The sequence below is a fragment of the Nocardia sp. NPDC056100 genome, from assembly GCF_042266325.1.
GTDB lineage: Bacteria > Actinomycetota > Actinomycetes > Mycobacteriales > Mycobacteriaceae > Nocardia.
Window position 1 is genome coordinate 64,074 of record NZ_JBHJVY010000008.1, and the last position, 22,857, is coordinate 86,930.

Below are 22,857 nucleotides of genomic sequence, written 5' to 3' on the forward strand. Positions count from 1 at the left end.
GCGTAGGCACCCGGAGTTAAATCCGTGTTACATAGCGGGTGCGAACCTCAGCATGTAAGACCCGCCGCGGGTGTGGTCAGGTCGACCAGGTACGCGATCACCGGGTCGTCGACGCATTGCACGCCCGAGAGCGACACCGTGTGCCGGTCCCCGTTGAACGTGATCAGACTGCCTTTGAGCTGGTCAGCCAGGTCGACACCGGCCTGGTAGGGGGTGGCCGGATCGTTGGTGGTGGAGATCACCACGGTCTTGGGCAGGTTCGGAATCGAAATGCGGTGCGGGGTGCTGGTGTTGGGCACCGGCCAGATCGCGCACAGCTCCAGCGGCGCGGCGTCGCTGCCGTGCGCGTCATCCAGGAAGGGCGCGCCCTTGCGATATTCGGCGTCCTGTTTGGCGGCGACGGCGCGATCGGTGATCGGCGGATCGTCCACGCAGCGAATCGAGTTGAAGGCGTCCTGACTGTTGTCGTAGGTGCCGTCCTCGGCGCGGCCGTCGTACATATCGGCCAGCTTCAACAGCGTGTCGCCGGTTCCGGTGGCGAGTTCGCGCAGGCCCTTGGTGAGCACGGGCCAGAACCGGTTGGTGTACAGCGCCTGCTGGGTACCGGTGATGGCATCGCCGTAGTGCAGGCCGCGCGGATCATCGGTGGGAACGGGCTTGTCCCACAGCGGATTCACCAGGGCGCGATAGCGGGCGACGAACTGGGCCGGATCGGTGCCGAGCGGGCAGTCCGGTTTGGTGGCGCAGTCCTGCGCGAATTTGGTGAAGGTGTTCTGGAAGCTGGTGGCCTGCAGCACCGATTCCTTGACCGGATCCTGCGAGGGGTCGAGCGCGCCGTCCAGCACGAGCGCGCGCACCTTGTCCGGGAACTTCTCGGCGTAGGCGTAGCCCAGGCGGGTGCCGTACGAGTACCCGACATAGCTGAGCTTGGCATCACCGAGCGCGGCGCGGATCACGTCCATGTCCTGCACGACCTCGCGGGTGCCGACGTGCGCGAGGAAATCCTTACCGGTCCGCTCGACGCATTTATCCGCGTACTGCTTGTTCTCGGTCTCGGCGGCCGCGATGCCCGCGGGCGAATTGTCCTTGGGCGCTTCGGCGCGTTCGGCGTCGTTCTCCTTGGAGGTGAGGCATTTGATGGCGGGCTGCGAGGAGCCGATACCGCGCGGATCGAAGCCGACGCGATCGAAGCGCTCGGCCAGCGGGGTGCCGTCGGCGATATTCACCATGGATATCCCGGGCACGCCCGGTCCGCCCGGGTTGAACAGCAGCGAACCGATCTTGTTACCGGTGGCCTTGATTCGCGAGACGGCGATCTTCGCGGTGGCCCCGTCGGGATTCTCGTAGTCGACCGGCACGGTGACCCGGGCGCATTCGGCTCCGGAAGGCATATCCCCCTCCCCGAATTCCGTGCAGCTACCCCAGTTGACCTGCTGGTTGTAGTACTGCCCCATACCGGCCGGCGCGACCGCCGTGGGATTCCCATCCACCACGGTCGAACAGCCCGCCGCGGTCATGACCAACGCCGCCGCTATCAAAACGACCCGGTTGGTTCGCATCAAACCCATCCCCCGATCGTGCCATCCCGCTGTACGCACCCTCGAATCCCTTCGGTCACCGCGCCGTCTGCCCTACTGGATCGCGTCCGCGGCACGCACCCGCAACAACGCGAGAGCATCGCAAAGAGTTCGGAGCCGCGAGTGCCCGCGAGTGTGAGGAATTACATCCGGATGCGGAGCGGTCGCGGTGGCAGACTGAGAGGCGTCATTTGAACCCGGGGACCCGCATGGGCCTCGAGGAGCGACGAAAGAGGGACGACGATGTCCGTATCCGATGCGGAAACCCCCGCCTACGGTGCCGCACCCGCCAAAACCGCCAAGCGCAAGACGCGTGTGCAGCATCTGCAGCAGATGAAGACCGAGGGTGAGCGCTGGTCGATGCTCACCGCGTACGACTACTCCACCGCGCGACTGTTCGAAGAGGCCGGGATTCCGGTGCTGCTGGTCGGCGATTCCGCGGCCAATGTGGTGTACGGCTACGACACCACGGTCGCCATTTCGGTCGACGAGTTGATTCCGCTGGTGCGCGGTGTGGTGCGCGGCGCGCCGCACGCGCTGGTGGTGGCGGATCTGCCGTTCGGCAGTTACGAGTCCTCGCCGGAGCAGGCGCTGGCCACGGCCGTCCGGTTCATGAAGGAGGGCGGCGCGCACGCGGTGAAGCTGGAGGGCGGCGAGCGCATGGCCGACACCATTCACAAGATCACCGCCGCCGGCATTCCGGTGATGGCGCATATCGGGTTCACGCCGCAGAGCGTCAACACCCTCGGCGGGTTCCGGGTGCAGGGGCGCGGTGACGGGGCCGAACAGCTCATCGCCGATGCCATCGCGGTGCAGGAGGCCGGGGCGTTCTCGGTCGTCATGGAGATGGTTCCGGCCGAACTGGCCGGGCAGGTCACTCGCAAGCTGACCATTCCGACGGTCGGCATCGGCGCGGGTTCCGAATGTGACGCGCAGGTGCTGGTGTGGCAGGACATGGTCGGGTACACCAGCGGCAAGACCGCGAAGTTCGTCAAGCAGTTCGCCGATGTGGGTGGTCAATTGCGCAGTGCCGCAGCCACTTACGCGGATGAGGTGCGGCGCGGGGTGTTCCCCGGGCCGGAGCACAGCTACTGAGTTCCGAACTAGGGTTCTGATGTGTGGAACGCCCTCACCGGATAGCCGGTGGGGGCGTTCGCTTATACGCGACGGGCTGCCGTGCGACTCGCCACGAGTGGGTACAGCCGCCTTGCATAGCGGATTGCTATTTATTCGCGGTTCCGCACCGTCTTCACAAACCACCTTCACATTTTGGTGGCAGAGTGGGAGCAACGAGCACGTCCGACCAAAGGGAACTTCATGTCGCATCGCCGTTGGATCAGTAGCCGCCGAGTTCTGCGGGTACCGCTACTCGTCGGCACGGCCGCCGTCCTCGCATTGACCGCCGCGTGTGGCGGCGGCAGCACCTCGGGATCGTCACAGCCGCAGGGCTCTTCCTCACCGCTGACGAGCACCAACGGCAAGCCCGCGCCGTCCGGCAGCAGCAGCCCGACCACCTCCGGATCACAGGTCACCGTGTCCGATGAGGCCGGAAAGCAGTTGTGCGACATGCTGCGTCCGCAGCTCTCGGATTGGCGGGTGCAGGGTCCGACGCTGGGCAAGATCTCGCTGAACGCGAGCGTGCACGAGTGGGCGCTGCGCAATGGCGGCATCAACCTGCAGGTGCTGGGCGATAAGGATGTGGTCGACCGGGTCACCACCAAGAACTGCTCCGACGTTCGCGACCAAGCGATTTCGGCGCTGGAGATCCCGAATCTGGCGTCCGGGCTGGCGGGCTGATGCGCACTCTCTATCCGCCGATCGAGCCGTACGAGCGGGGCGTGCTCGACGTCGGCGACGGTCAGCAGGTGTATTGGGAGGTCAGCGGCAATCCGGACGGTAAGCCGGTGGTGTTCCTGCACGGCGGGCCCGGTGGCGGTACCGCGCCCTATCACCGGCAGTTCTTCGATCCGGCGGCGTACCGCATCGTGCTGTTCGATCAGCGCGGGTGCGGGCAGTCGACGCCGCATATCGCGGACGGGGCGAGTCTGGAGGCCAACACCACCTGGCATCTGGTCGCCGATATCGAGGCGCTGCGAACGCATTTGGGCGTCGAGCGGTGGCAGGTGTTCGGCGGATCCTGGGGTTCGACGCTGGCGCTGGCGTACGCGCAATCGCATCCGGAGCGGGTCACCGAGCTGATCCTGCGCGGGATATTCCTGTTGCGCCGCAAGGAAATCGATTGGTATTACAATGGCGCTGCGGGGTTCGTCTACCCCGATGAGTGGGAGAAGTTCCTGGCGCCGGTTCCGGTGGCCGAACGCGGCAGCGATCTGATCGAGGTCTATCACCGCCTGCTGCACTCCCCCGACGAGAAGCTCGCCCGCGACGCGGCCGTCGCGTGGTCCACCTGGGAGGGCGCCACGAGTTCGCTGCTGCCCCAACCGGATCGGGTTGCCGAAACCGCCGATCCGCGCTTCGCGCTGGCGTTCGCGCGCATCGAGAACCACTACTTCCACAATCGCGGTTTCCTCGACGAGGGCCGTCTGCTGCGCGATATCGATCGCATCGCGCATATTCCCGGCGTCATCGTGCAGGGCAGACATGACATCGTCTGCCCCGCGGTCAGCGCGTGGGATCTACATCAGGCGTGGGCGAATTCGGAACTGCATATGGTTCCCGACGCCGGGCACGCCGCCTCCGAACCCGGCATCACCCATCATCTGGTCGAGGCCACGGACAAATACAGGACGTAAATGAACAGCACAGCCGGTCCCGCCCTGGTCGACGCTCTGACCGCCGATGTGGACCGGCTGCGTGCGGCCGAACCCGAAGTGCGGCAGGATCTTCCGGATTCGGTACACAAGATGCGGGTGGCCACCCGGCGATTGCGCAGCCTGCTGCGGTCGTATCGGGGGGCCTTCACGCGTAAGGCGGGCGGCGAACTCAGTGATGAATTGCGCTGGCTGGCAGGGCTGCTCGGGGTGGCGCGCGATGCCGAGGTGCGCGGGGAGCGGTTCGCGGCACTGCTCGGGGAGGGCGGCGGGCTGTTCGACGATACGGTCGAGGAGTCGCCGAAACGGAAACCGGGCGGGAAGAAGAAGCCGTTACCGGACGAGGCCGCTCCAGATGAGAAGCCAACGCCGCGAATGGATTTCGGCGCGCAACTGGTGGCCGAGGAGCGAGCGCGCTACGAAGCCGCGCACGCCGAGGCGGTGGCGGCATTCGACACCCACCGGTACCGGGTGCTCCTCGATCGCCTGGGTGCGATGCTGAACGATCCGCCATTGCGCTCGGCGCAGGCGGACGCACCCGCCACCGAGGTCTTCACCGACGTACTGCGGCACGACTTCCGCGATCTGCGCCGCCTGGTGCGCACCGAACCGCAGGGGTCCGAAGCCGAACGCATCGAACGCCTGCACGATATCCGCAAGGCCGCCAAGCGATTGCGCTATTCCGCCGAGGCCGCCGTCGCGGTGCTGGGCGAACCCGCCACCCTGCTGGGGCGGCGGGCCAAACAATTGCAGACCGTCCTCGGCGATCATCGCGATGCCATCGAAGCCCTGGAAACCCTCCGCGCCCACACTGCGGCCGCCGATGAGCCCGGCTATCAACGCATGTGCGATGCCGAGGAGGCCGCAGCCGCCAAGGCGCTCGAGGAGTATCCGGCAGCCATCGAATTCCTACGCCATCACGCGCTCTGACCACGCTGCAACGTACGGCCCCTTCGGCATTCACACCGCTAAATCGATTGTTCGGCACGGGAATCGGGGCCAGGATTCGGTATGGGATCTGATCTTGTGGGGCACTATTCCGCAGCGGCCGAGGGGGAACGGCTGTTCCGGAGTCCGCATGGGCGGTTGGAGTTTCTGCGCACGCGGGAACTGATTCGGCGCCGGTTGACCGGAGCGGTGCGAGTGCTCGATATCGGCGGTGGGACCGGCGTGCACGCGGAATGGCTGGCCCGAGATGGGCATTCGGTGCATCTCATCGATCCGGTTCCGGCGCATGTCGCGGCCGCCGCGACCCTGCCGGGGGTCACCGCGATGGTCGGGGATGCGCGCCGACTGCCCGTCGCCGACCACACTGTCGATGTGGTGCTGATGCTCGGGCCGCTGTATCACCTCACCGAAGCCGCGGACCGGGCAATCGCATTGGGTGAGGCGATACGCGTGCTGCGGCCGGGCGGGCTGTTGATCGCCGCGGCCATCAGCCGATATCTCTCGGTTCTCGAGACCGGGACCAATGGCACACTCGACGAGGCTCTGTTGCCGTCGGTACGCGAGGTCATCGACACCGGGCAGTACGACGAGCATGCCGGATTCGTTGCGACCCATTGGCATACCGCCGACGAACTGCGCGCCGAACTCGCGGCCGCAGGCATGCGCGAGGTCGAGATCTACGGCATCGAAGGACCGGCATGGCCCACCCTCGACCGCGCCGGTCTCGATAACTTCGGACCACTGGTTTCCGCCGCCCTGCACTGCGCCCGCCTGGTCGAACAGGACCCCTTGCTGATCAACACGAGCGCGCACCTACTGGGGATCGCGCGCGTGCGGGATCAGACCCAGTCGTCGAGCCAGTCCCAGCTTTCGTGCTGATCGCGGAGTCGGCGTAGGCCGCGGCTGACGCATTGGCCCAAGGTGCGGGCGTCGACGCGGAAGGCCGTATCCGAGTCCAGCGCGGGTCCGCCGAAGGCCAAGGTCCAGTGCGGGGTGTTTTCGTTGTAGCGCTCTACGTCGACGCGGAGCAGCATCGAGACGCCTGCTTCCGCCAGGCGCTCCATCAGGATTTCCAGGTCCGCGGCTTCGGTCCACATGGTCGGGATCGTAGTTTCAAAGTTTTTTCGGTGGGGATGTCGAGAACTGTCGGGTGGCTCCGTCCCAGGGGTATGAGCGGCCCGGAGCGGGTCGGTGACATCGACGAAGGAGTAGGGATCATGGACGCGGATCAGGTTGCCGAGGTTTTGGGGCGGGCGTTCAGCCGGGAGCTGTTGCAGCGGGATGTGTTGCGGATGGCGTATGTCGCCAAGGATGGGACGCCTCGGAATGTGCCGATCGCGTTCACCTGGAATGGTGCGGAGATCGTGGTGTGCACTACGAAGAACGCGCCGAAGCTGCATTCGCTGCGGGCGAATCCGGCGGTGGCGCTGACCATCGATACCGAGGTGCATCCGCCGAAGATCCTGCTCATTCGCGGGCGGGTGGAGCTCGATGAGGTGGACGGGATTCCGGAGGAGTACCTGCAGATGAACGGCAGCTACGACATGAGCGCCGAACAGCGCGTGGAGTGGGAGGCCGAGGTGCGATCGCTGTATGACGGGATGGTGCGGATTGTCATCACGCCCACCTGGGCCAAGCTGATCGACTTCGAGAACACGCTCCCGACCGCCGTCGAAGAGCTGGTGCGGCAGCGCGCCGAGCGCCAGAACGCCTGAACCGTCCGACGACCCCAGAATAAGAACGAACCGAGGAGAACACATCATGGCCAAGTACCTGCTGCTCAAGCATTACCGAGGCGCGCCCGCATCGGAGAACGATGTGCCGATGGACCGCTGGACCCCGGACGAGGTGACCGCCCACGTGCAGTACATGGCGGATTTCGGCAAACGTCTCGAGGAGACCGGCGAATTCGTCGAACATCAGGCGCTGTCCCCGCTGGGCACCTTCGTCCGCTCCGATGGCGAAGGCCGCCCGCCCGTCACCGACGGCCCGTTCGCGGAGACCAAGGATCTGATCGCCGGATGGACGATCATCGACGTCGAGACCTATGAGCGGGCGCTTGAATTGGCCGCGGAACTGTCGGCGGCCCCCGGCGCGGGCGGCAAGCCCATCCGGGAATGGCTGGAGGTGCGCCCCTTCTTCACCGGATTGCCCACGGTGACCGAGTGAACGAGGCCCTGCTACGCGAACTCGTCCCGGCGGTGATCAGCATCCTCGTGCGGCGCGGAGCCGATTTCGCCGCGGCCGAGGATGCGGTGCAGGAGGCGCTGATTCGAGCGTTGGAGACCTGGCCGGATGATCCACCGCGCGATGCCAAGGGCTGGCTCGTCGCGGTGGCCTGGCGCAAATTCCTCGATGCCGCCCGCGCCGAAACCTCCCGGCGCGGCAGGGAACTGGCCGTGGAGGATGAGCCCGAGGCCGGTCCGGTGCCCGGCACCGATGACTCGCTGTGGCTGTACTTCCTGTGCGCGCATCCGTCGCTGTCCCCCGGTTCGGCCGTCGCATTGACCTTGCGCGCGGCCGGTGGCTTGACGACCAAGCAGATCGCGACGGCCTATCTCGTCCCCGAAGCGACTATGGCGCAACGGATCAGCCGCGCCAAGAAGCGCATCGCCGGGCAGTCTTTGAACCAGCCCGGCGACCTCGCCACCGTGCTGCGCGTGCTGTACCTGGTCTTCAACGAGGGCTACAGCGGCGATCTCGACCTGGCGGCCGAGGCGATCCGCCTCACCCGCCAGCTCGCCGCCGCGACCGACGCACCCGAGGTCGCGGGCCTGCTCGCCTTGATGCTGCTGCATCATGCCCGCCGCGCCTCCCGCACCGGTCCGGCCGGTGACCTGATCCCGCTCGCGCAACAGGACCGAACACGATGGGACACAACCCTTATCGCCGAGGGCGTCGATATCCTGCAGACCGCCCTGGCCCGCGACCTCCTGGGCGAGTACCAGGCCCAAGCCGCGATAGCCGCCCTGCACGCGGACGCCCCGAGCACCGAGGAAACCGACTGGGTCCAGATCGTCGAATGGTACGACGAACTACTCGCGCTGACCGACAGCCCGGTGGTCCGGCTCAATCGCGCGGTCGCGATCGGCGAAGCGGACGGCGCACCGGCCGGTCTGGCCGCACTGGCCGACCTGGACCCGAATCTGCCGCGCCACACCGCGGTTCGCGCCTACCTCAATGAACGCGCGGGCAACCTCGAACAGGCCGCCGCCCTCTACGTCGAAGCCTCCCGCACCGCCACCAACCTCCCCGAACGCGACCACCTCACCCGCGAAGCAGCCCGCATACACCGCGCCCTGAACCCCTGAACCCGACTGCCGCAGAACAGCACTCGCCCAGTCTGCCGCCGATCACGTCGGGCGAACATGGCAGGCGGACACGCGCATTAGGCAAGCGCGCGGACCGCTACTCCACAGTGACCCGCACACGGCGATTGGGCGGGGACCGCCGCTCCACACTGCCGGCTACGCGGGCACGCGTAGCGAGTGGGCACTCCACACGCACGCGTACTGCGATCGGCGGACCGCTACTCCGCCACTGCCGCGGGATCGGGTTCGGGGGTGTACGTGAAAGTCACTGTGCGCGTGGCCGGGTCGGCGACGGTGAGGCGGACGGTTACGTTCTTGCCTTCGGGTGGGCCACCGGCGCATTTGGCGAGTACGGGTGGGTCCGCGACGAAGATTTCAGCGGGGCGGGTGCCGTTGGCTTCGCGCAGGACTATCGCATCGAAGTCGGTGCCGGTGCGCGCCGCCAGCAGGGTGGATTCGGTGAGGTCGATGCAGGCGCGTTCCAGCTTGCCCGCGACGGCGTCGCCGCGCCGCATGGATTCTGCCGCCGCACCCAGCCCATCCCGAACCCATTGGGGTACTTCGGTTCCCGCGCAGCGGGCAAGGCAGATCTCGGTGCTGTACCGGTCGGAGAGTCGGCGCAGCGGTGCCGTCACGTGTGCGTACGGCGCACCGATTCCACTGTGCTGCACGGTATCCGGCGGCTGCCCGTTGAGCAGCGTGTACGAAGCGCCGCGCAGCAGCCCGGTGGCCTCGGACATGAGAACCAGGGCCGCTGGAGTATTGGGGTCGAGCCCCGCGAGCACGCGCCCGACCGAATCCCCCTTGGGCCACGGGACCCCGACGGCTGCGGCCGTGCGGCGCATGGATTCCACCGTGGATGCGGCGGGCGGCGGCATGGTGCGGAGCAGGCCGAGGTGGTCATCCCCCTCGCCCTTCAGCATGATCAGCGCGGCACACATCCCGGTGAGCAGCGATACCTGCTCATTCCAATCATCGGCGGCCGTGCGCGGTTCGATCACCAACTGCCAATGGTCCAGGCCGGTAACCGGGGCCCGCCCGGAATCGTCCGAGCGGGAATGCTGTGCGGCATCGGGCGCATCGGCGGCTCCGGCCTCGAGGCCCGTTGCCTGATCGACTCGAATCACGCTCTGGGCAGGCAGCCGCAAACTGATCGCGCCGCGATTCAGTCCGGCCTCGATACGAAGCCGCCCGAAATCGGGCAGCGCGGCAATGGAGGGGTGCAGCTCGCCCGCATCGGCGGCGGCCTGCACGGTGGCGTAGTCGAGGCGAGCCCGGGAGCGCACCAGTGCGCGCGTCACCGAATAGTGTTGCGGCTCAGCATGCTCATCGCAGTCGATGATCCACAGCGCGGCCGCACGATCCTGATCGGGCAGCAGACTGGCCCGCCCCTCGGACAGCACCTGCGGATGCAGCGGCACGGTGCCGTCGGGCAGATAGAAGGTTTCTCCGCGAGCCAGCGAGACCCGGGCCAGTGGCCCGTCGGGGCGAACGAACGCCGCCACATCGGCTATCGCGTAGTAGAGCCGGAACCCTCCGGCGGGAGTGCGCTCGAGCGCGAGCGCCTGATCCAAATCCATGGCGCCGGGCGGATCGATGGTGACGAGTTCGATATCGCGGCGATCGACCCGGGCGCCCGCGAACGCGTCGACCGCGTCGCGAGCTTCCGAGACGGCCTCGGACGGGTAGTCCGAGGCCAATCCGAATTCGGTTCGGACGGCGCCGAAATCGACCGGCGCCGACAGAATCCGCTGATGCAGTTCCACTGAGCTGCGCTGTCCCTACTGCAGGGCCAGCATGGTGCCGTTCAACTGATCGAACGGGCCGTACACCGTGAAGACCACGCGACCGTTGGGGAACTGAGTCGAGAGCGCCGCCGCCGAATCGAGCGATTCACCGAAGGACGCGGCAGACGGATGCGGCAGGCCCGCGATCGCCTGCCCGATGTGGGAATTCGCCACCCAGGCGGTATCCGCCGGGGTGAGATCCACCTGAACTCCGCCGGGAAGCGGAGTCACCGCGAATGCGGAGGCCGAGCCGGCGCCGAGGACAACCGAAACGGAAGCGGCAGCGGCGAGGAGGGCACCGGCTGCCAATTTGCGAGCAATTCGCATATAGACGAGACCTGCTTTCCGAAGTTCGATGTTGAGACCCTTTGCCCGTTGCAGGCCGCAACGGAACTTTCCAACGCGCAACACTTTATGACGTCGATCACGTTCGATGCCAGTTCCGGGCCGATAACCCAGTCGACACGCCGAGCCGCGCCGAAACACGCCATGCACGCGCCGTCATTCTCGCCCAACTCGGCGGATCTCGCACAGCTCCTGCGAAGCGGTGTATCTCACCTCGTCGTGAGGTTTGAACAGTGCCGGGGACGGTGTTGTCCGGCTGTTTGCGCGCTATCTGTCGCGCAGGCCGTTCGGCAGCGTCGCGGAGAGCAGCTTGAACAGATAGGCGATAGCGAAAAGTACTAACACGGCCAGCGGCTGGATCAGCATCGAGGTGGACATGGGCTCAACCTTCTTCTTTATCTTTCTCATTGCGGAGGGTCCCGCTCTCGAGGAAGCGCAGCAGCTCGACCGGGAAAGGCAGGACGAGCGTCGAGTTCTTCTCGGCCGCAACCTGAACCACCGTTTCCAGCAGTCGCAATTGCAATGCGGCCGGGGCAGTGGACATGCGGGCGGCGGCCTCGGTGAGCATGGTGGAGGCCTGCAATTCGCCTTCGGCGGAGATGATGCGGGCGCGGCGTTCCCGTTCGGCCTCGGCTTGGCGCGACATGGAGCGCTTCATCGAATCCGGTAGTGCCACATCCTTGATCTCCACGCGATCGATGTGCACGCCCCAGCCCAGGGCCGGATTGTCGATCATCATCTCCAGGCCCTTGTTCATCTCCTCACGATTGGAGAGCAGATCATCGAGTTCGCTCTTACCGATGATCGAACGCAGCGAGGTCTGCGCGACCTGCGCGATCGCGAACAGATAGTCCTGCACCTCGATAATGGCGCGCGCCGGATCGATGACCCGGAAATAGACGACCGCGTCCACCCGGACCGTCACATTGTCGCGGGTGATGCCCTCCTGCGCGGGCACCGGCATGGTGATCACCTGCGTGGAGATCTTGCGCATCTTGTCCACGCCCGGCAGCAGCAGGCGCAGACCGGGTTCTCGTACCGCGCGCACCCGGCCCAGCCGGAATACCACGCCCTTTTCGTACTGGGCCACTACGCGGACGCCCGAGGCGACCACCCACGCTCCGATGAAGAACAGCACTGCGATTGTGGCCGCCAGGCCATACAGCACGCCCATGGTGTTTCGCCCCCGCGAATTTCCAACTGTGCCACGGGTATCCGGCCGCGGCCCACCCTCAATCATGGCACCGCGAGATCGCCCCCGAAAGGGCGGACGAGTCGGTATATAAGCCGGATCCTGTCCCCGGTGCGAACACCGGGTGGCGACCATCCATCTGGACACACCGTTGCCGGGTGCCTCGAGCAGTCAACCCGCGAACTCGGGCGAGCAGCCCTCGAACGTCCGCGCAGCCGCACTCTCGCGAATGCGACCTTCGACCTTGCTCCGGGCGGGGTTTACCTAGCCGTGCCGGTCACCCGGCGCGCTGGTGCGCTCTTACCGCACCGTTTCACCCTTACCGGCGTTCCGCTCTCGCGAGCGGAGCACCGGCGGTTTGTTTTCTGTGGCACTGTCCCGCGGGTCACCCCGGGTTGCCGTTAACAACCGCCCTGCTCTGTGGAGTCCGGACTTTCCTCGACGACGGGCGGCGGCATTCACATGCCCGTTCCCATCGCCGCGGCCGCCCAACCGACTCGTCCGCGGCCACCAAGGTACCGTAACGGGCCATGGAGCGTGTCGAGGTGGGGTTCCCTTCCGGTGGTGAGCAGTGTGCGGGATGGCTGTATCTGCCGGATGGGCCGATACGGCCACGTCCCCTGGTAGTCATGGGGCACGGGCTCGGAGCCGATCGGGAAATGGGATTGGATCGCTATGCGCGGCGTTTCGCCGCGGCGGGAATCGCGGTGCTGGCGTTCGATTATCGGCATTTCGGGGGTAGCGGGGGTGAGCCGCGCAATGTCATCAATATCGCGCGCCAACGTGAGGATTGGCATGCGGCGATCGCCTACGCGCGCACCATTCGGGGAATCGATGCGACGCGAATCGCACTGTGGGGCAGTTCTTTCGGGGGCGGGCATGTGCTTTCGGTCGCACCGGACGATCACTACATCGCGGCCGTGGTCGCGCAGTGCCCATTCACCAGCGGCTGGTCCTCGGCCATGGCGAAGGGGCCGATCAGCCTGGTGAAAACCGGGACGCTGGCATTGACCGACATCATTGTCAGCCCGGTGATCCGGCGGCCGATCTCGGCGCGATTGGCGGGTAAGAAGCATTCGGCCGCGTTGATGAGCGCGGCCGACGTTCCGGACGGATATGGGCGGCTCGCGGAGGAATCCAGTCAGTATCGGCCGAAAGTGCCCGCGCGCATCGGCATGTCGACGCTGTTCGATTCACCTGCCCGGCGCGCCAAGGACATCAAAGCGCCGGTGTTCTACGCCATCTGCGATAACGACAGCGTCGCGCCCGCCAAACCGACGCTGCGCGCGGCCGAGCGCACCAAGCACGCGGTCGTGAAGCAGTATCCGATCGGGCATTTCGATATCTACTTCGACGAGTGGTTCGAGAAGGCCGTGCACGACCAACTCGAATTCCTCACCGCCACACTGCGTCCCTGATGTGTTCTAGAGATATGAGGTGTCGTTGGCCAGCCGGACCGACGAACCGCCGTCGGGATAGAACTCCGCGATGGACAACGACGCCAAATCCAGGTGCAGGCGATACAGCAGCGATGGGCCCACGCCGAGTGCGAGTTGCAACAGCATCTTGATCGGCGTGACATGGCTCACCACAAGCACATTCGCACCCGGATACAGCGCGACCAGATCGCGCCGCACGCTTTCGACGCGTTCGCGCACCTGATCGAAACTCTCACCGCCGGGCGGGGCCACCGCGGGATCTCCCAGCCAGCGCGCGTGCAATTCCGGATCGTGATCGCGGGCCTCGGCGAACGTAAGCCCCTCCCACGCACCGAAATCCGTCTCGATCAACCCGTCGAGCACCCGCACCGGCAACCCGAGCGCCTTCCCCGCCGCCTCCGCGGTCTCGCGCGCCCGCCCCAGCGGGGAACACACGATCGCCGCGATATTCCCCTTACCCGCAAGCATTCTCGCCGCATTGGCAGCCTGCTGCCGCCCCAATTCCGTCAACGGCGGATTCCCCCGCCCCGAATACCTGCGCTCCACAGACAATTCCGTCTGCCCATGCCGCAACAGCAATAACCGAGTAGGCCGCCCCACCGCCCCTGTCCACCCCGGCGCAGGCGTCGAAACCGCCTTACCCTGTCCGGTCGCAGCGAGCGGATCCGAATGCGTGGACGCCGCAGCGAGGGCCGAGCCCGTGCCGGAGTCACGCTGCGCCGGAGCCGATTCCGTCGCCACCGGCTGGTTCAGCGCGTTCCGCACCTCACCTACGACTTCCGCGTCATCCATGGCTTCATTGGCGAGCTGATCAGCATGCGAATTCTCTTTACGCGGAATCCACGCGAAACTCACCCGATCGAATCCCGCGACCAACCGCCGAGCCCGATCGGCCAGCGGAATCATGGCCTCGTGCTTGACCTTCCACCGCCCGGACATCTGCTCGACGACCAGCTTGGAGTCCATCCGCACCGAAACCTCACGCGCACCGAGTTCGGCGGCGGCCTCGAGCCCGGCGATCAACCCGCGATATTCGGCGACGTTATTGGTCGCGACCCCGAGGAATTCCTTCCGCTCGGCGAGCACGGCCTCGCGCCCGGCATCCCAGACGACCGCCCCGTACCCGGCGGGCCCGGGATTCCCCCGCGACCCACCGTCAGCCTCGACCACAACCTTGTCCGTCACCGCTTCTCACCCTCCAAAGGTGTCTGCCGCTCGACGGTTCCACTGTCGCGATTCCGCCGAGGGAACGTCCGATCCGGGTCCGCGGACCCGACTCAACTCCGACTGCGCCACATCCTGCCAGCCGACCGCCCGGCATCGACGACGCCACCCGCGCCACCGCCGAACAGCAGCGACGTAGGCCGGTCGAACTCGATTCCGGCCGCAGGGGCCGCGCAGGGCGGGTGTTTACAGCCCGGAGTGCTTGGTGCGCACCAGGATCGCGTTGCATTCTGGGCAGCGGACCACGGCGTCGGGGGCGGCTTTGGCGATGCGGGAGATTTCGCCGCGGTCGAGTTCGATGCGGCAGGCGCCGCAGCGGCGGGCCTGCAGCAGGGCCGCGCCGATACCGGCGGTGGCGCGCTGCTTCTCGTAGGCGGCGAGCAGGTCGGCGGGGAAGCCGCCGGACAGGGCGGCGCGATCGGATTCGCAGCGCTGCTGGGCGACGTTCAGGTCGGCGACGGCGTCATCGCGGCGGCGTTCGGCATCGACCAGATCGGCTTCGGCCTTGTCGAGGTTCGCGCCGGCGTGCGCGTGATCGGCGGCGGCGGCCTCGCGGCGCTCCATGACATCGATCTCGTCATCCTCGAGCACCTTGCGGCGGCGCTCCAGGCTGGTGAGCTCGTGCTGCAGCTCCGAAAGCTGTTTCGCGCCGACCGAACCCGAGGTCAGCATGCCGCGGTCGCGATCCTCACGCTTGCGGACGGCGTCGATCTCGCCTTCCAGCTTGCGGATATCGCGGTCCAGATCGTCGATGAGGATTTCCACCTTCACCGACGCGTCCTTACGGGCCGTCCGCTCGGTTTCCAGCCGCTGCACCTCCTGCTCCTCGGGTAGCACCTTGCGGCGATGCTCGATCCGGGTCAGTTCGGCGTCGACGGCGGCGAGGTCGAGCAGCTTGGACTGGATCGAAGGTTCGGCATTCAACGCGGAAGGTCTCCTGGACGCTATGGACGGTGCAAGACTCCCACCGTACCCGTCCGAGCCAGTCGGATTGTCCAACCCCACCGCAACCTGGACATTTGATCGCGACCGGCCGGGGCGCGCGGAAAATCGACGGGCGCGCGACCAGCCCGATATGTCAGGGTCGATATATGGGCGAACACCGCTATGAGGTCGAGGTCACGTGGTCCGGCGCGACCACCGGATACCGGGACTACACGCGCAATCACGAACTGCTCGCGGACGGGCGGCCGAGCATTCCGGCCACCGCCGATCCGAAATTCCGGGGCGACAAGACGCGCTGGAATCCGGAACAACTGCTGGTCGCGTCGCTATCGGACTGTCACATGCTCTGGTACCTGCACCTGTGCGCGGAGGCGGGCGTGGTGGTCACCGACTATCACGACACCGCCGTCGGCGTCATGGACGACGAACGCTTCCAACTGGTCACCCTGCGCCCCCGCGTCACCGTGCGCGAGCCCGGGATGATCGACACCGCGCGGCAACTGCACGGGGAGGCGCATAAGCGCTGCTTCATCGCGAACTCGGTGAATTTCCCTGTGGCACACGAGCCCACGATCATCAGCGAAGGCTGAAGCCCTGAACTTCTCGTGCAATCGAGCACCTGATTCGACGGGTTTCCCGCAGCACGCGCCGACGATTGCACGAAAAGTTCAGCCACCCAACCCGGATCGCACGACCTCCGGGGCAGCGCGCCTCGTCGGCGCGGCTGTCAGCAATCCGCCGCACCCACCGTCCACGGGTCGGTGCGGATTGCGGAGACTCGGGTCTCGACCGTCGACAGTGCCGCCTGCACCACGCCTTCCGCCTGTGCGCACCAGGGGAATTCGGTGGCCCAGTGGGCGGCGTCGATGAGGGCTGGACCGCCCGCGCGCAGGTGTTCGTCGGCGGGATGGTGGCGCAGGTCAGAGGTGACGTAGGCGTCGACGCCGAGGCGGGCGACGGTGTTCAGGAAGGAATCGCCCGCGCCGCCGCAGACGGCGACCGTGCGGATCAGGCGGTCCGGGTCCCCGGCGGCGCGGACGCCCCAGGTGGTCGCGGGCAAACCCTTGCGGACGCGAGCGGTGAACTCGCGCAACGTTTCCGGGGCCGCGAGTTCACCGATGCGGCCGATACCGCGCGTGGAGGGCAGCTTGGCGCGCTCGGTGACGTGGTAGGCGGGCTCTTCGTACGGATGCGCGGCGCGCAGGGCCGCGAGGACGGCGGCGCGGCGCGATGGCGGGGCGACCACCTCGAGGCGGTCCTCATCCTGACTGTGCAGTTCGCCGATCGCGCCGACGGCGGGGTTCGCGCCCTCGACCGGGCGGAACTGGCTGGTGCCCGCCGAGCGCCAGGCGCTGTCGCGGTAGTTTCCGGTGCCGCCCGCGCCCGCGATGAACAGGGCTTCGAGTACCTGTTCGGTATGGGTGCGCGGGACGATGATTTCCCATTCATCCAGGGCGGTAAGCGGTTTCGGCTCCAACGGGCCGGTGACGGTCAGGCCGATGGCGTGCGCCAGCGCGTCCGAGACGCCCGGATCGGCGGAATCGGCATTGGTGTGCGCGGTGAACAGCGCACAGCCGGAACGGATGAGCCGGTGCAGCAGTGCGCCTTTCGGGGTATCCGCCGCGACGGTGTCGACACCGCGCAGCAGTAGCGGGTGATGCACCACCAAAGCCTGTGCGCCCCATTCGATCGCCTCGTCGACCACGGCGGCGGTGGCGTCGACCGCGAACAGCACCCGCGCTACCGCCTCGTCCGGATCACCGGCGACCAGGCCCACCGAATCCCATGATTCGGCCAGTCCGGGCGGATACGCCGCGTCCAGCGCCGCCATCACCTCGGCCAATCGCACCGTCGCCATCACCGAACCTCCTCCGACACAGTTGTTTTCACTAGAGCCCGAGCTCGGCGATGGCGTCGATCAGCACATCCACCTCCGCCGCGGGCCGTACCGCCAGCCGCAGGAATCCCGATTCCAGCCCGGGGAAGGTATCCCCGCGCCGCACCGCGATCCCCTTGCCCGCCAGCCGCTTGCGCAATAGTTCCGCATCCGGCACCCGAATCAGCAGAAACGGCCCGCGCGCCGGTTCACACACCTCGATCCCGAGTGCCCGCAATCGGGGAATCATCGCATCCCGATGCGCCGCAATGCTTTCGGCCAGCCGCTGCGACTCCGCCACCGCCTCCGGCGTGCAGGTGGCGGCGATCGCCTCCAGTTGCAATGTCCCCAACGGCCAATGCGCTCGCCCCTGATTCAACCGCGCCAGCAAGTCCGGATGCCCCAGGAAGTACCCGCACCGCAACCCCGCCAGCGCCCAGGTCTTGGTAAGACTCCGCAGCACCAGCACATCCGAATAGCTCTCCCCCGCAAGCGATTCCGTCTCACCAACCACGGCATCCGCAAAAGCCTCATCGACAACCACAACCCGCCCCGGCTGCCGCAGGGCCAGCAGACTCTCCCGCGAATGCAAGACCGAGGTCGGGTTGGTCGGATTCCCCACAACAACCAGGTCCGCCGCCTCCGGCACCCACGCCCCCCGCGTCCCAGGCACCGACGCTTCAGCCTTACCACCGACCGCACCGACCGCACCGACCGCACCGACCGCACCGACCGCACCGACCGCAGATTCAGGTATATTCGCCTGCCCCGCAACCGATTCCAAGCTGTAGGGCGGCTCCAGCACCACGCGTGCGACCGGAACCCCGGCCTCCCGCAGTGCGAGTTCGGGTTCGGTGAAGGACGGGTGAATCACCGCCGCCAGCCTCGACCTCAGCCGAGGCAGCATCGCGAATCCCTCCGCGGCCCCCGCCAACAACAGCACCTCATCGGCCCGCCGCCCATGCCGAGCCGCCACCGCCTCCCGAACGGCCCGCTCCTCCCCCGCATCCGGATACCGCCCCAACTCCCCCAACCGCCCGGCCAGCCGCTCCCGCAACCACTCCGGCGGCCCACTCCCCTGCACATTCACCGCGAAATCAACCATCCCCACCCGAGTCTCCACATCCCCGTGATGCCGCAACTTCGCGTAGTCGGCATCATCGAGGCCACTCACGCCACTCACATCGCTCAATTCGCGGCCCGTCGACATGTCGACCGCACGAGCCGCCCGGCCCGCGCGATGCTCTGGACACGCGACACAACGTCCGAAACGCTCTCGGGCACGCGGCCCAGGTCAGCGACTACCTCGTGCTCACGTGCGGGAGAGGACCAAGCGCTTGATTCCACACCCGAAGCGCTTCGCGGCGCGTGACGCGCGTCGGCAGCTGCCGCACCACCGGTCGGCAGGTTCGTCCGCCAATCGCTCCCTTCGGCGGCGAGATCGCCGGACGGCACGGACTTCATCCGATCGTTCGCCTCGGCGGCTGACGTCTTGCCAGGTGCGACAGTCCACCGCGCATCGCTCGGTGCGGCGAGTGCGGCATTGCCGGGCGGCATCGTGTTCGGCGCATGGGTTCGGGAGCCGTGGGCGCTGGTTTCGGAGCGGGCCGGGGCGGCTGGGGCGGGGCGCAGGGTGGTGTGCTCGGGCACAGCGAACACCCTACGTGGCCGCGCTCGAGGGGTTCGGGACAGAATGGCTGTCGTGGGCGACCTGCATGTGACCTTCATCTGCACCGGCAATATCTGCCGGTCTCCGATGGCCGAGAAGATGTTCGCGGCGCATCTGGAACGGGCCGGGCTGGCCGATCGGGTGCGCGTGAGCAGTGCCGGGACCGGGAGCTGGCATGTCGGGGATGAGGCGGATCCGCGGACGAATGCCGAATTGCGGAGTCACGGGTATCCGGTCGGGCATAGCGCGGCGGTGATCGGCGACGATCATCTGGACGCGGATTTGCTGATCGCGCTGGATACCGGGCATGAGCGGGCGCTGGCACGCATGGGGGTGCCGTCGGACCGACGGCGGCTGCTGCGGAGTTTCGATCCGGCCGCCCATGGAACGGATGTGCAGGATCCGTATTACGGGGATCAATCCGATTTCGCGCTGGTGCGCGAGCAGATCGAGGCCGCGGTGCCGGGACTGCTCGACTGGGTGCGCTTACAGCTCGGCGAAGGCGATCGCGCATGAGTTCCGGTAATTCCATGCTTCGTCGGCTCACGTTTCTGTTGCGACCCAGCTGGGTGATTCTCGCGGTGGTGGTTGCCGGGTTCGCGTACCTGTGTTTCTCGGTGCTCGCGCCGTGGCAGCTGGGCAAGAACACCTCGACCTCGGAGCGCAATACCCGCATCGCGGATTCGGTGCACGCCGATCCGGTCGATGTGAGCAGTATGTTCGGCGGCTCGGATAAGAACACCGAATGGCGGCGGGTCACCGCCAATGGCAGTTATGTCCCGGATTCCACGGTGCTGGTGCGCCTGCGCCACCTCGATTCTGCTCCGGCGTTCTCGGTGCTGACCGCGTTCACCCTCGATGACGGCCGTACCGTACTGGTGGATCGCGGTCTGGTCGCCGCCGTGAACGGCTCCCGCCCGCCCGTGATCGCCACCCCGCCGACCGGACCGCAACATCTCGAGGCCCGGGTCCGCGCCTCCGAGGGCATCGTGGACACCAAGCCGCCGCTCACCGAGGACGGCTACCGCCAGGTCTATTCCATTGACACCCAACAGGATTCGACGGTCCTGAACCTTCCGCTGACCCCCATCCCCACCGATGGCCGCGGCGGCTACCTGCAACTGGACGAGAACCAGCCGGGCGCGTTCAGCCCCGTCCCGCTCCCCCAATTGGACGCGGGCCCGTACCTCTCCTACGGCCTGCAATGGCTGGCCTTCGGCATCATGGCTCCCCTCGGCCTCGGCTATTTCATCTACGCCGAGATCCGAGCCCGCCGCCGCGAACGCGCCGAATCCACGGCCGCACCGGCTGCGAGCACCGCGCCTGCCACAACCCCGGCCGACACGGATCCGGATGCGGAACCCACCACCGCAACCGCAGCACCGGTACCGACCCCTTCGATTCCGAAACCTCCGACGAACGAAGCCCGTCTCGCCGACCGCTACGGCAACACCCGCCGCTGACTCCACACCGGGTGAACAATCGCAGCGCTGTCGTAGAGGTGGTGTCCACCGGGTGCGGCGGAGTCGATAACCTCGGCTGGTGCGTTCCGGGAGTGTTGCTGCGGCTGGCTTGTTGATCGGCTTCGCGGCGGATCGCGTCTTAGGCGACCCGCGCCGCTGGCACCCGGTGGCCGGGTTCGGCACCACCGCAATGAAGCTGGAACAGGTCACCTATCAGGATCATCGCCTGGCCGGAGTTGTGCACGAGGTCGTACTGGCCGGCGGCGTCATCGGCTTGGGCATCATCGCCAAGAAAACCATTCGCGGGTCGGTCGGCGAAGCCGCGATGATCGCGGCCGCCACCTGGACCGTGCTTGGCGGAACAACCCTGGCCGAGACCGGGCGGCAAATGGCCGATCTCCTGGAATCCGGGGATATCGCAGGCGCTCGGGAGCTGTTGCCCTCCCTGTGCGGCCGCGATCCCGAACTGCTGGACGCGGATGGCCTGGCCCGGGCCGCTCTCGAGTCGATCGCGGAGAACACCTCGGATGCGACTGTCGCACCACTGTTTTGGGGTGCGATCGCGGGGGTGCCGGGACTGCTCGGGTATCGCGCGATCAACACGCTCGACGCCATGGTCGGATATCGAAACGAGCGCTACAACCGGTTCGGCTGGGCGGCGGCGCGCACCGATGACGTCGCGAATCTCGGCCCGGCCCGAGTCGCCGGATTGATCACGACGGTGCTCGCCCCGGTGATCGGCGGCCGATCCGCCGACGCCTGGCGCGCCTGGCGTCGAGACGCGGGCAAGCATCCGAGCCCGAATGCCGGTGTGGCAGAAGCCTCCATGGCAGGCGCGCTGGGTGTGCAGCTCGGCGGACTCACCCAGTACCGCCACGGCACCGAAATGCGCCCGACCCTCGGCGACGGCCCGTCCCCGCGCGTAGCCGATCTACGCCGCGCGGTCCGCCTCTCGGAGGCAGTGCAGCTCGCCACCGCACTCGTCGCCGCGACCGTCGCCTACGCCCGCCGCTGAAAGGTGTGGATCCCGGCCAAAAGCGCGCCGGGATGACGGGGGCGGTCAGTGCGTCGACCTTCATGCCACGACAGCGATCCGGCGATCGCAGCACGAATGTTCGGCAGTCTCAGGCGAGGTCGCGTTCCGGCTCGGAGCTGGGGAATGTCACAGTGTGGGGAGTTGGTTCGTCTGGTTGGTGAGGGTCGTCCGGATGGGCGCGTGGTCAGGAATGGTGAGGCGGCAATGAGCGACGGACAGCACGGGGTACCCGATCAGGCCGAGTTGGCGCGGCGGTTCGAGGAGCATCGGGGCTATTTGCGGCGGGTCGCGTACAGCACGCTGGGGAGTCTGAGCGATGCCGATGATGTGGTGCAGGAGGCGTGGCTGCGGCTGCAGCGGTATTACGAGACGAATGACGGTGCGGAGATCGAGAATCTGCGCGCGTGGCTGACCACGGTGACGGGGCGGCTGGCCTTGGATCATCTCGGATCGGCGCGGGCGCGGCGCGAACAGTATGTCGGTGAATGGCTGCCGGAGCCGGAGATCACCAGTTGGGTGGATGATCCGGCCGATCGGGTATCGCAGGATGAGCGGGTGACCACCGCACTACTGGTGGTACTGGAGTCGCTGTCCCCGGCCGAGCGAACCGCTTTCGTGCTGCAGGATGTCTTCGGCATGACAGGTCCAGAGGTCGCCGAGGTGGTGGGCCGCACCCCGGCGGCGGTGCGCCAGTTGGCTTCTCGCGCGCGCAAGCATGTGGAGTCCGGCACCCCGCGCTTCCCGGCCGATCCGGCCGAGCACGAGAAGGTGGTGTCGGCGTTCGCGGTGGCATGGCGCTCGGGTGATCTGAGTGCCCTGCTGGGCGTGCTGGATTCGAATGTCACCTTCACCGCCGACGGCGGCGGCAAGGTCAATGCCTTCCGGCATCCGCTGCACGGTGCGAGCAAGGTGGCCGAGACGCTGGTGGGCTTCCTGCGGTTCGCGACCGAGGTCGGTGGCGGCTGGGGTCGTTCGATCATGGTCAACGGCCGTCCGGGCCTGGTGGTGTTCGACGGCAAGAACACCGGCGTGTTCTCCTTCACCATCGATGACGGCCGCATCACCAATATCGATGTGGTGCGCAATCCGGATAAGCTGCGCAACCTCCCCGAGGACGGCGAGCCGGACTGGGTGCTGAACACCAACGCCCCCGAATAGATCGCACAGTGGTGGGCCGCCAACCCAAGAGGTTGGGGGCCACCCCACTGTACAATACCGAAGGTTAAAAGGGCGCGCAGAAAGGCCGCCGGGGGGAGGCCGGGGGGCGCCGGGAC

Annotated in this window: 23 protein-coding genes and 1 other RNA gene; 14 read left to right on the plus strand and 10 right to left on the minus strand. The window is 67.0% G+C overall.

Features of this window, described 5'->3' with window-relative positions; all coding sequences use genetic code 11:
• Window positions 1-47 precede the first annotated feature (47 nt).
• On the minus strand, window positions 48-1,559 hold the full coding sequence (locus tag ACFC0O_RS44145; RefSeq protein ID WP_375968607.1) for an alpha/beta hydrolase: 1,512 nt from the start codon (window positions 1,557-1,559) through the stop codon (window positions 48-50).
• Between the two features lie 261 nt (window positions 1,560-1,820).
• Between ACFC0O_RS44145 and panB the strand changes: the two genes are divergently transcribed.
• From panB to ACFC0O_RS44170, 5 genes are all read left to right on the plus strand, one after another.
• A complete protein-coding gene (gene panB / locus ACFC0O_RS44150) occupies window positions 1,821-2,672 on the plus strand; it encodes a 3-methyl-2-oxobutanoate hydroxymethyltransferase (RefSeq protein WP_364650455.1) in 852 nt (283 codons plus the stop codon).
• 222 nt (window positions 2,673-2,894) lie between these two features.
• Complete coding sequence (locus tag ACFC0O_RS44155) at window positions 2,895-3,374, plus strand: hypothetical protein (RefSeq protein WP_375968302.1); 480 nt, start codon at window positions 2,895-2,897, stop codon at window positions 3,372-3,374.
• A complete protein-coding gene (gene pip / locus ACFC0O_RS44160; RefSeq protein WP_375968303.1) occupies window positions 3,374-4,330 on the plus strand; it encodes a prolyl aminopeptidase in 957 nt (318 codons plus the stop codon). Before ACFC0O_RS44155 ends, pip begins: the two co-directional genes overlap by 1 nt.
• Window positions 4,331-5,278, plus strand: a complete 948-nt coding sequence (locus ACFC0O_RS44165) for a CHAD domain-containing protein (RefSeq protein ID WP_375968304.1) — start codon at window positions 4,331-4,333, stop codon at window positions 5,276-5,278. It begins immediately after the preceding gene.
• Between the two features lie 81 nt (window positions 5,279-5,359).
• On the plus strand, window positions 5,360-6,175 hold the full coding sequence (locus ACFC0O_RS44170) for a methyltransferase domain-containing protein (RefSeq protein WP_375968305.1): 816 nt from the start codon (window positions 5,360-5,362) through the stop codon (window positions 6,173-6,175).
• Here the strand turns inward: ACFC0O_RS44170 and ACFC0O_RS44175 are convergent.
• Entirely contained in the window at window positions 6,136-6,393 is a 258-nt protein-coding gene (locus ACFC0O_RS44175; protein ID WP_375968306.1) for a hypothetical protein, read from the minus strand. The two genes, ACFC0O_RS44170 and ACFC0O_RS44175, sit on opposite strands and share 40 nt — an antisense overlap.
• A 120-nt stretch (window positions 6,394-6,513) precedes the next feature.
• Between ACFC0O_RS44175 and ACFC0O_RS44180 the strand changes: the two genes are divergently transcribed.
• From ACFC0O_RS44180 to ACFC0O_RS44190, 3 genes are read left to right on the plus strand one after another with little or no spacing between them, the layout of a single operon-like run.
• On the plus strand, window positions 6,514-7,011 hold the full coding sequence (locus tag ACFC0O_RS44180) for a pyridoxamine 5'-phosphate oxidase family protein (RefSeq protein ID WP_375968307.1): 498 nt from the start codon (window positions 6,514-6,516) through the stop codon (window positions 7,009-7,011).
• Between the two features lie 46 nt (window positions 7,012-7,057).
• Complete coding sequence (locus ACFC0O_RS44185; protein ID WP_375968308.1) at window positions 7,058-7,465, plus strand: YciI family protein; 408 nt, start codon at window positions 7,058-7,060, stop codon at window positions 7,463-7,465.
• The gene (locus ACFC0O_RS44190) at window positions 7,462-8,607 is read left to right on the plus strand and encodes an RNA polymerase sigma factor (protein WP_375968309.1); all 1,146 of its coding nucleotides are present in this window, start codon (window positions 7,462-7,464) and stop codon (window positions 8,605-8,607) included. The genes ACFC0O_RS44185 and ACFC0O_RS44190 overlap by 4 nt, the downstream gene beginning before the upstream one ends.
• A 218-nt stretch (window positions 8,608-8,825) precedes the next feature.
• On the opposite strand, the gene ACFC0O_RS44195 is transcribed toward ACFC0O_RS44190, so the two are convergent.
• From ACFC0O_RS44195 to rnpB, 4 genes are all read right to left on the minus strand, one after another.
• The gene (locus tag ACFC0O_RS44195; protein WP_375968310.1) at window positions 8,826-10,373 is read right to left on the minus strand and encodes an RNB domain-containing ribonuclease; all 1,548 of its coding nucleotides are present in this window, start codon (window positions 10,371-10,373) and stop codon (window positions 8,826-8,828) included.
• 15 nt (window positions 10,374-10,388) lie between these two features.
• A complete protein-coding gene (locus ACFC0O_RS44200) occupies window positions 10,389-10,598 on the minus strand; it encodes a hypothetical protein (protein ID WP_375968311.1) in 210 nt (69 codons plus the stop codon).
• A 523-nt stretch (window positions 10,599-11,121) separates the two neighbouring features.
• On the minus strand, window positions 11,122-11,913 hold the full coding sequence (locus ACFC0O_RS44205) for a slipin family protein (protein ID WP_364650422.1): 792 nt from the start codon (window positions 11,911-11,913) through the stop codon (window positions 11,122-11,124).
• Window positions 11,914-12,006: 93 nt separating this feature from the next.
• Window positions 12,007-12,431, minus strand: an RNA gene (gene rnpB / locus ACFC0O_RS44210) — RNase P RNA component class A.
• A 30-nt stretch (window positions 12,432-12,461) separates the two neighbouring features.
• Between rnpB and ACFC0O_RS44215 the strand changes: the two genes are divergently transcribed.
• A complete protein-coding gene (locus tag ACFC0O_RS44215) occupies window positions 12,462-13,349 on the plus strand; it encodes an alpha/beta hydrolase (RefSeq protein ID WP_375968312.1) in 888 nt (295 codons plus the stop codon).
• A 6-nt stretch (window positions 13,350-13,355) separates the two neighbouring features.
• Here the strand turns inward: ACFC0O_RS44215 and ACFC0O_RS44220 are convergent, their stop codons facing one another.
• Together ACFC0O_RS44220 and ACFC0O_RS44225 are read right to left on the minus strand one after the other, a co-directional pair.
• The gene (locus ACFC0O_RS44220) at window positions 13,356-14,555 is read right to left on the minus strand and encodes a bifunctional RNase H/acid phosphatase (protein ID WP_375968313.1); all 1,200 of its coding nucleotides are present in this window, start codon (window positions 14,553-14,555) and stop codon (window positions 13,356-13,358) included.
• A 225-nt stretch (window positions 14,556-14,780) separates the two neighbouring features.
• Window positions 14,781-15,518, minus strand: coding sequence for a zinc ribbon domain-containing protein (locus tag ACFC0O_RS44225; RefSeq protein WP_375968314.1), 738 nt, complete (start codon window positions 15,516-15,518; stop codon window positions 14,781-14,783).
• 167 nt (window positions 15,519-15,685) lie between these two features.
• On the opposite strand from ACFC0O_RS44225, the gene ACFC0O_RS44230 reads away from it, so the two are divergent.
• Window positions 15,686-16,129, plus strand: coding sequence for an OsmC family protein (locus tag ACFC0O_RS44230; protein ID WP_375968315.1), 444 nt, complete (start codon window positions 15,686-15,688; stop codon window positions 16,127-16,129).
• Window positions 16,130-16,266: 137 nt separating this feature from the next.
• Here the strand turns inward: ACFC0O_RS44230 and ACFC0O_RS44235 are convergent, their stop codons facing one another.
• Complete coding sequence (locus ACFC0O_RS44235) at window positions 16,267-17,397, minus strand: Nif3-like dinuclear metal center hexameric protein (protein WP_375968316.1); 1,131 nt, start codon at window positions 17,395-17,397, stop codon at window positions 16,267-16,269.
• A gap of 31 nt (window positions 17,398-17,428) precedes the next feature.
• Window positions 17,429-18,520: a pyridoxal phosphate-dependent aminotransferase gene (locus tag ACFC0O_RS44240; RefSeq protein ID WP_375968608.1), complete on the minus strand. Its 1,092-nt coding sequence runs from the start codon at window positions 18,518-18,520 to the stop codon at window positions 17,429-17,431.
• 588 nt (window positions 18,521-19,108) lie between these two features.
• Between ACFC0O_RS44240 and ACFC0O_RS44245 the strand changes: the two genes are divergently transcribed.
• From ACFC0O_RS44245 to sigJ, 4 genes are all read left to right on the plus strand, one after another.
• Window positions 19,109-19,600: a low molecular weight protein-tyrosine-phosphatase gene (locus tag ACFC0O_RS44245; RefSeq protein WP_375968317.1), complete on the plus strand. Its 492-nt coding sequence runs from the start codon at window positions 19,109-19,111 to the stop codon at window positions 19,598-19,600.
• Window positions 19,597-20,547, plus strand: coding sequence for an SURF1 family protein (locus ACFC0O_RS44250; protein ID WP_375968318.1), 951 nt, complete (start codon window positions 19,597-19,599; stop codon window positions 20,545-20,547). The genes ACFC0O_RS44245 and ACFC0O_RS44250 overlap by 4 nt, the downstream gene beginning before the upstream one ends.
• Window positions 20,548-20,626: 79 nt before the next feature.
• Entirely contained in the window at window positions 20,627-21,562 is a 936-nt protein-coding gene (locus tag ACFC0O_RS44255) for a cobalamin biosynthesis protein (RefSeq protein WP_375968319.1), read from the plus strand.
• A 225-nt stretch (window positions 21,563-21,787) separates the two neighbouring features.
• A complete protein-coding gene (gene sigJ / locus ACFC0O_RS44260) occupies window positions 21,788-22,741 on the plus strand; it encodes an RNA polymerase sigma factor SigJ (RefSeq protein ID WP_375968320.1) in 954 nt (317 codons plus the stop codon).
• The last annotated feature ends 116 nt before the right edge of the window (window positions 22,742-22,857 follow it).

Coding starts and splice junctions, on each gene's coding strand:
- ACFC0O_RS44145 (WP_375968607.1), bottom strand. CDS start 1,559: ATGCGAACCAACCGGGTCGTTTTGATAGCGGCGGCGTTGGTCATGACC.
- ACFC0O_RS44230 (WP_375968315.1), top strand. CDS start 15,686: ATGGGCGAACACCGCTATGAGGTCGAGGTCACGTGGTCCGGCGCGACC.
- panB (WP_364650455.1), top strand. CDS start 1,821: ATGTCCGTATCCGATGCGGAAACCCCCGCCTACGGTGCCGCACCCGCC.
- ACFC0O_RS44180 (WP_375968307.1), top strand. CDS start 6,514: ATGGACGCGGATCAGGTTGCCGAGGTTTTGGGGCGGGCGTTCAGCCGG.
- ACFC0O_RS44165 (WP_375968304.1), top strand. CDS start 4,331: ATGAACAGCACAGCCGGTCCCGCCCTGGTCGACGCTCTGACCGCCGAT.
- ACFC0O_RS44205 (WP_364650422.1), bottom strand. CDS start 11,913: ATGGGCGTGCTGTATGGCCTGGCGGCCACAATCGCAGTGCTGTTCTTC.
- ACFC0O_RS44240 (WP_375968608.1), bottom strand. CDS start 18,520: ATGGTTGATTTCGCGGTGAATGTGCAGGGGAGTGGGCCGCCGGAGTGG.
- ACFC0O_RS44175 (WP_375968306.1), bottom strand. CDS start 6,393: ATGTGGACCGAAGCCGCGGACCTGGAAATCCTGATGGAGCGCCTGGCG.
- ACFC0O_RS44235 (WP_375968316.1), bottom strand. CDS start 17,397: ATGGCGACGGTGCGATTGGCCGAGGTGATGGCGGCGCTGGACGCGGCG.
- pip (WP_375968303.1), top strand. CDS start 3,374: ATGCGCACTCTCTATCCGCCGATCGAGCCGTACGAGCGGGGCGTGCTC.
- ACFC0O_RS44250 (WP_375968318.1), top strand. CDS start 19,597: ATGAGTTCCGGTAATTCCATGCTTCGTCGGCTCACGTTTCTGTTGCGA.
- ACFC0O_RS44215 (WP_375968312.1), top strand. CDS start 12,462: ATGGAGCGTGTCGAGGTGGGGTTCCCTTCCGGTGGTGAGCAGTGTGCG.
- ACFC0O_RS44185 (WP_375968308.1), top strand. CDS start 7,058: ATGGCCAAGTACCTGCTGCTCAAGCATTACCGAGGCGCGCCCGCATCG.
- ACFC0O_RS44155 (WP_375968302.1), top strand. CDS start 2,895: ATGTCGCATCGCCGTTGGATCAGTAGCCGCCGAGTTCTGCGGGTACCG.
- ACFC0O_RS44245 (WP_375968317.1), top strand. CDS start 19,109: ATGGCTGTCGTGGGCGACCTGCATGTGACCTTCATCTGCACCGGCAAT.
- sigJ (WP_375968320.1), top strand. CDS start 21,788: ATGAGCGACGGACAGCACGGGGTACCCGATCAGGCCGAGTTGGCGCGG.
- ACFC0O_RS44170 (WP_375968305.1), top strand. CDS start 5,360: ATGGGATCTGATCTTGTGGGGCACTATTCCGCAGCGGCCGAGGGGGAA.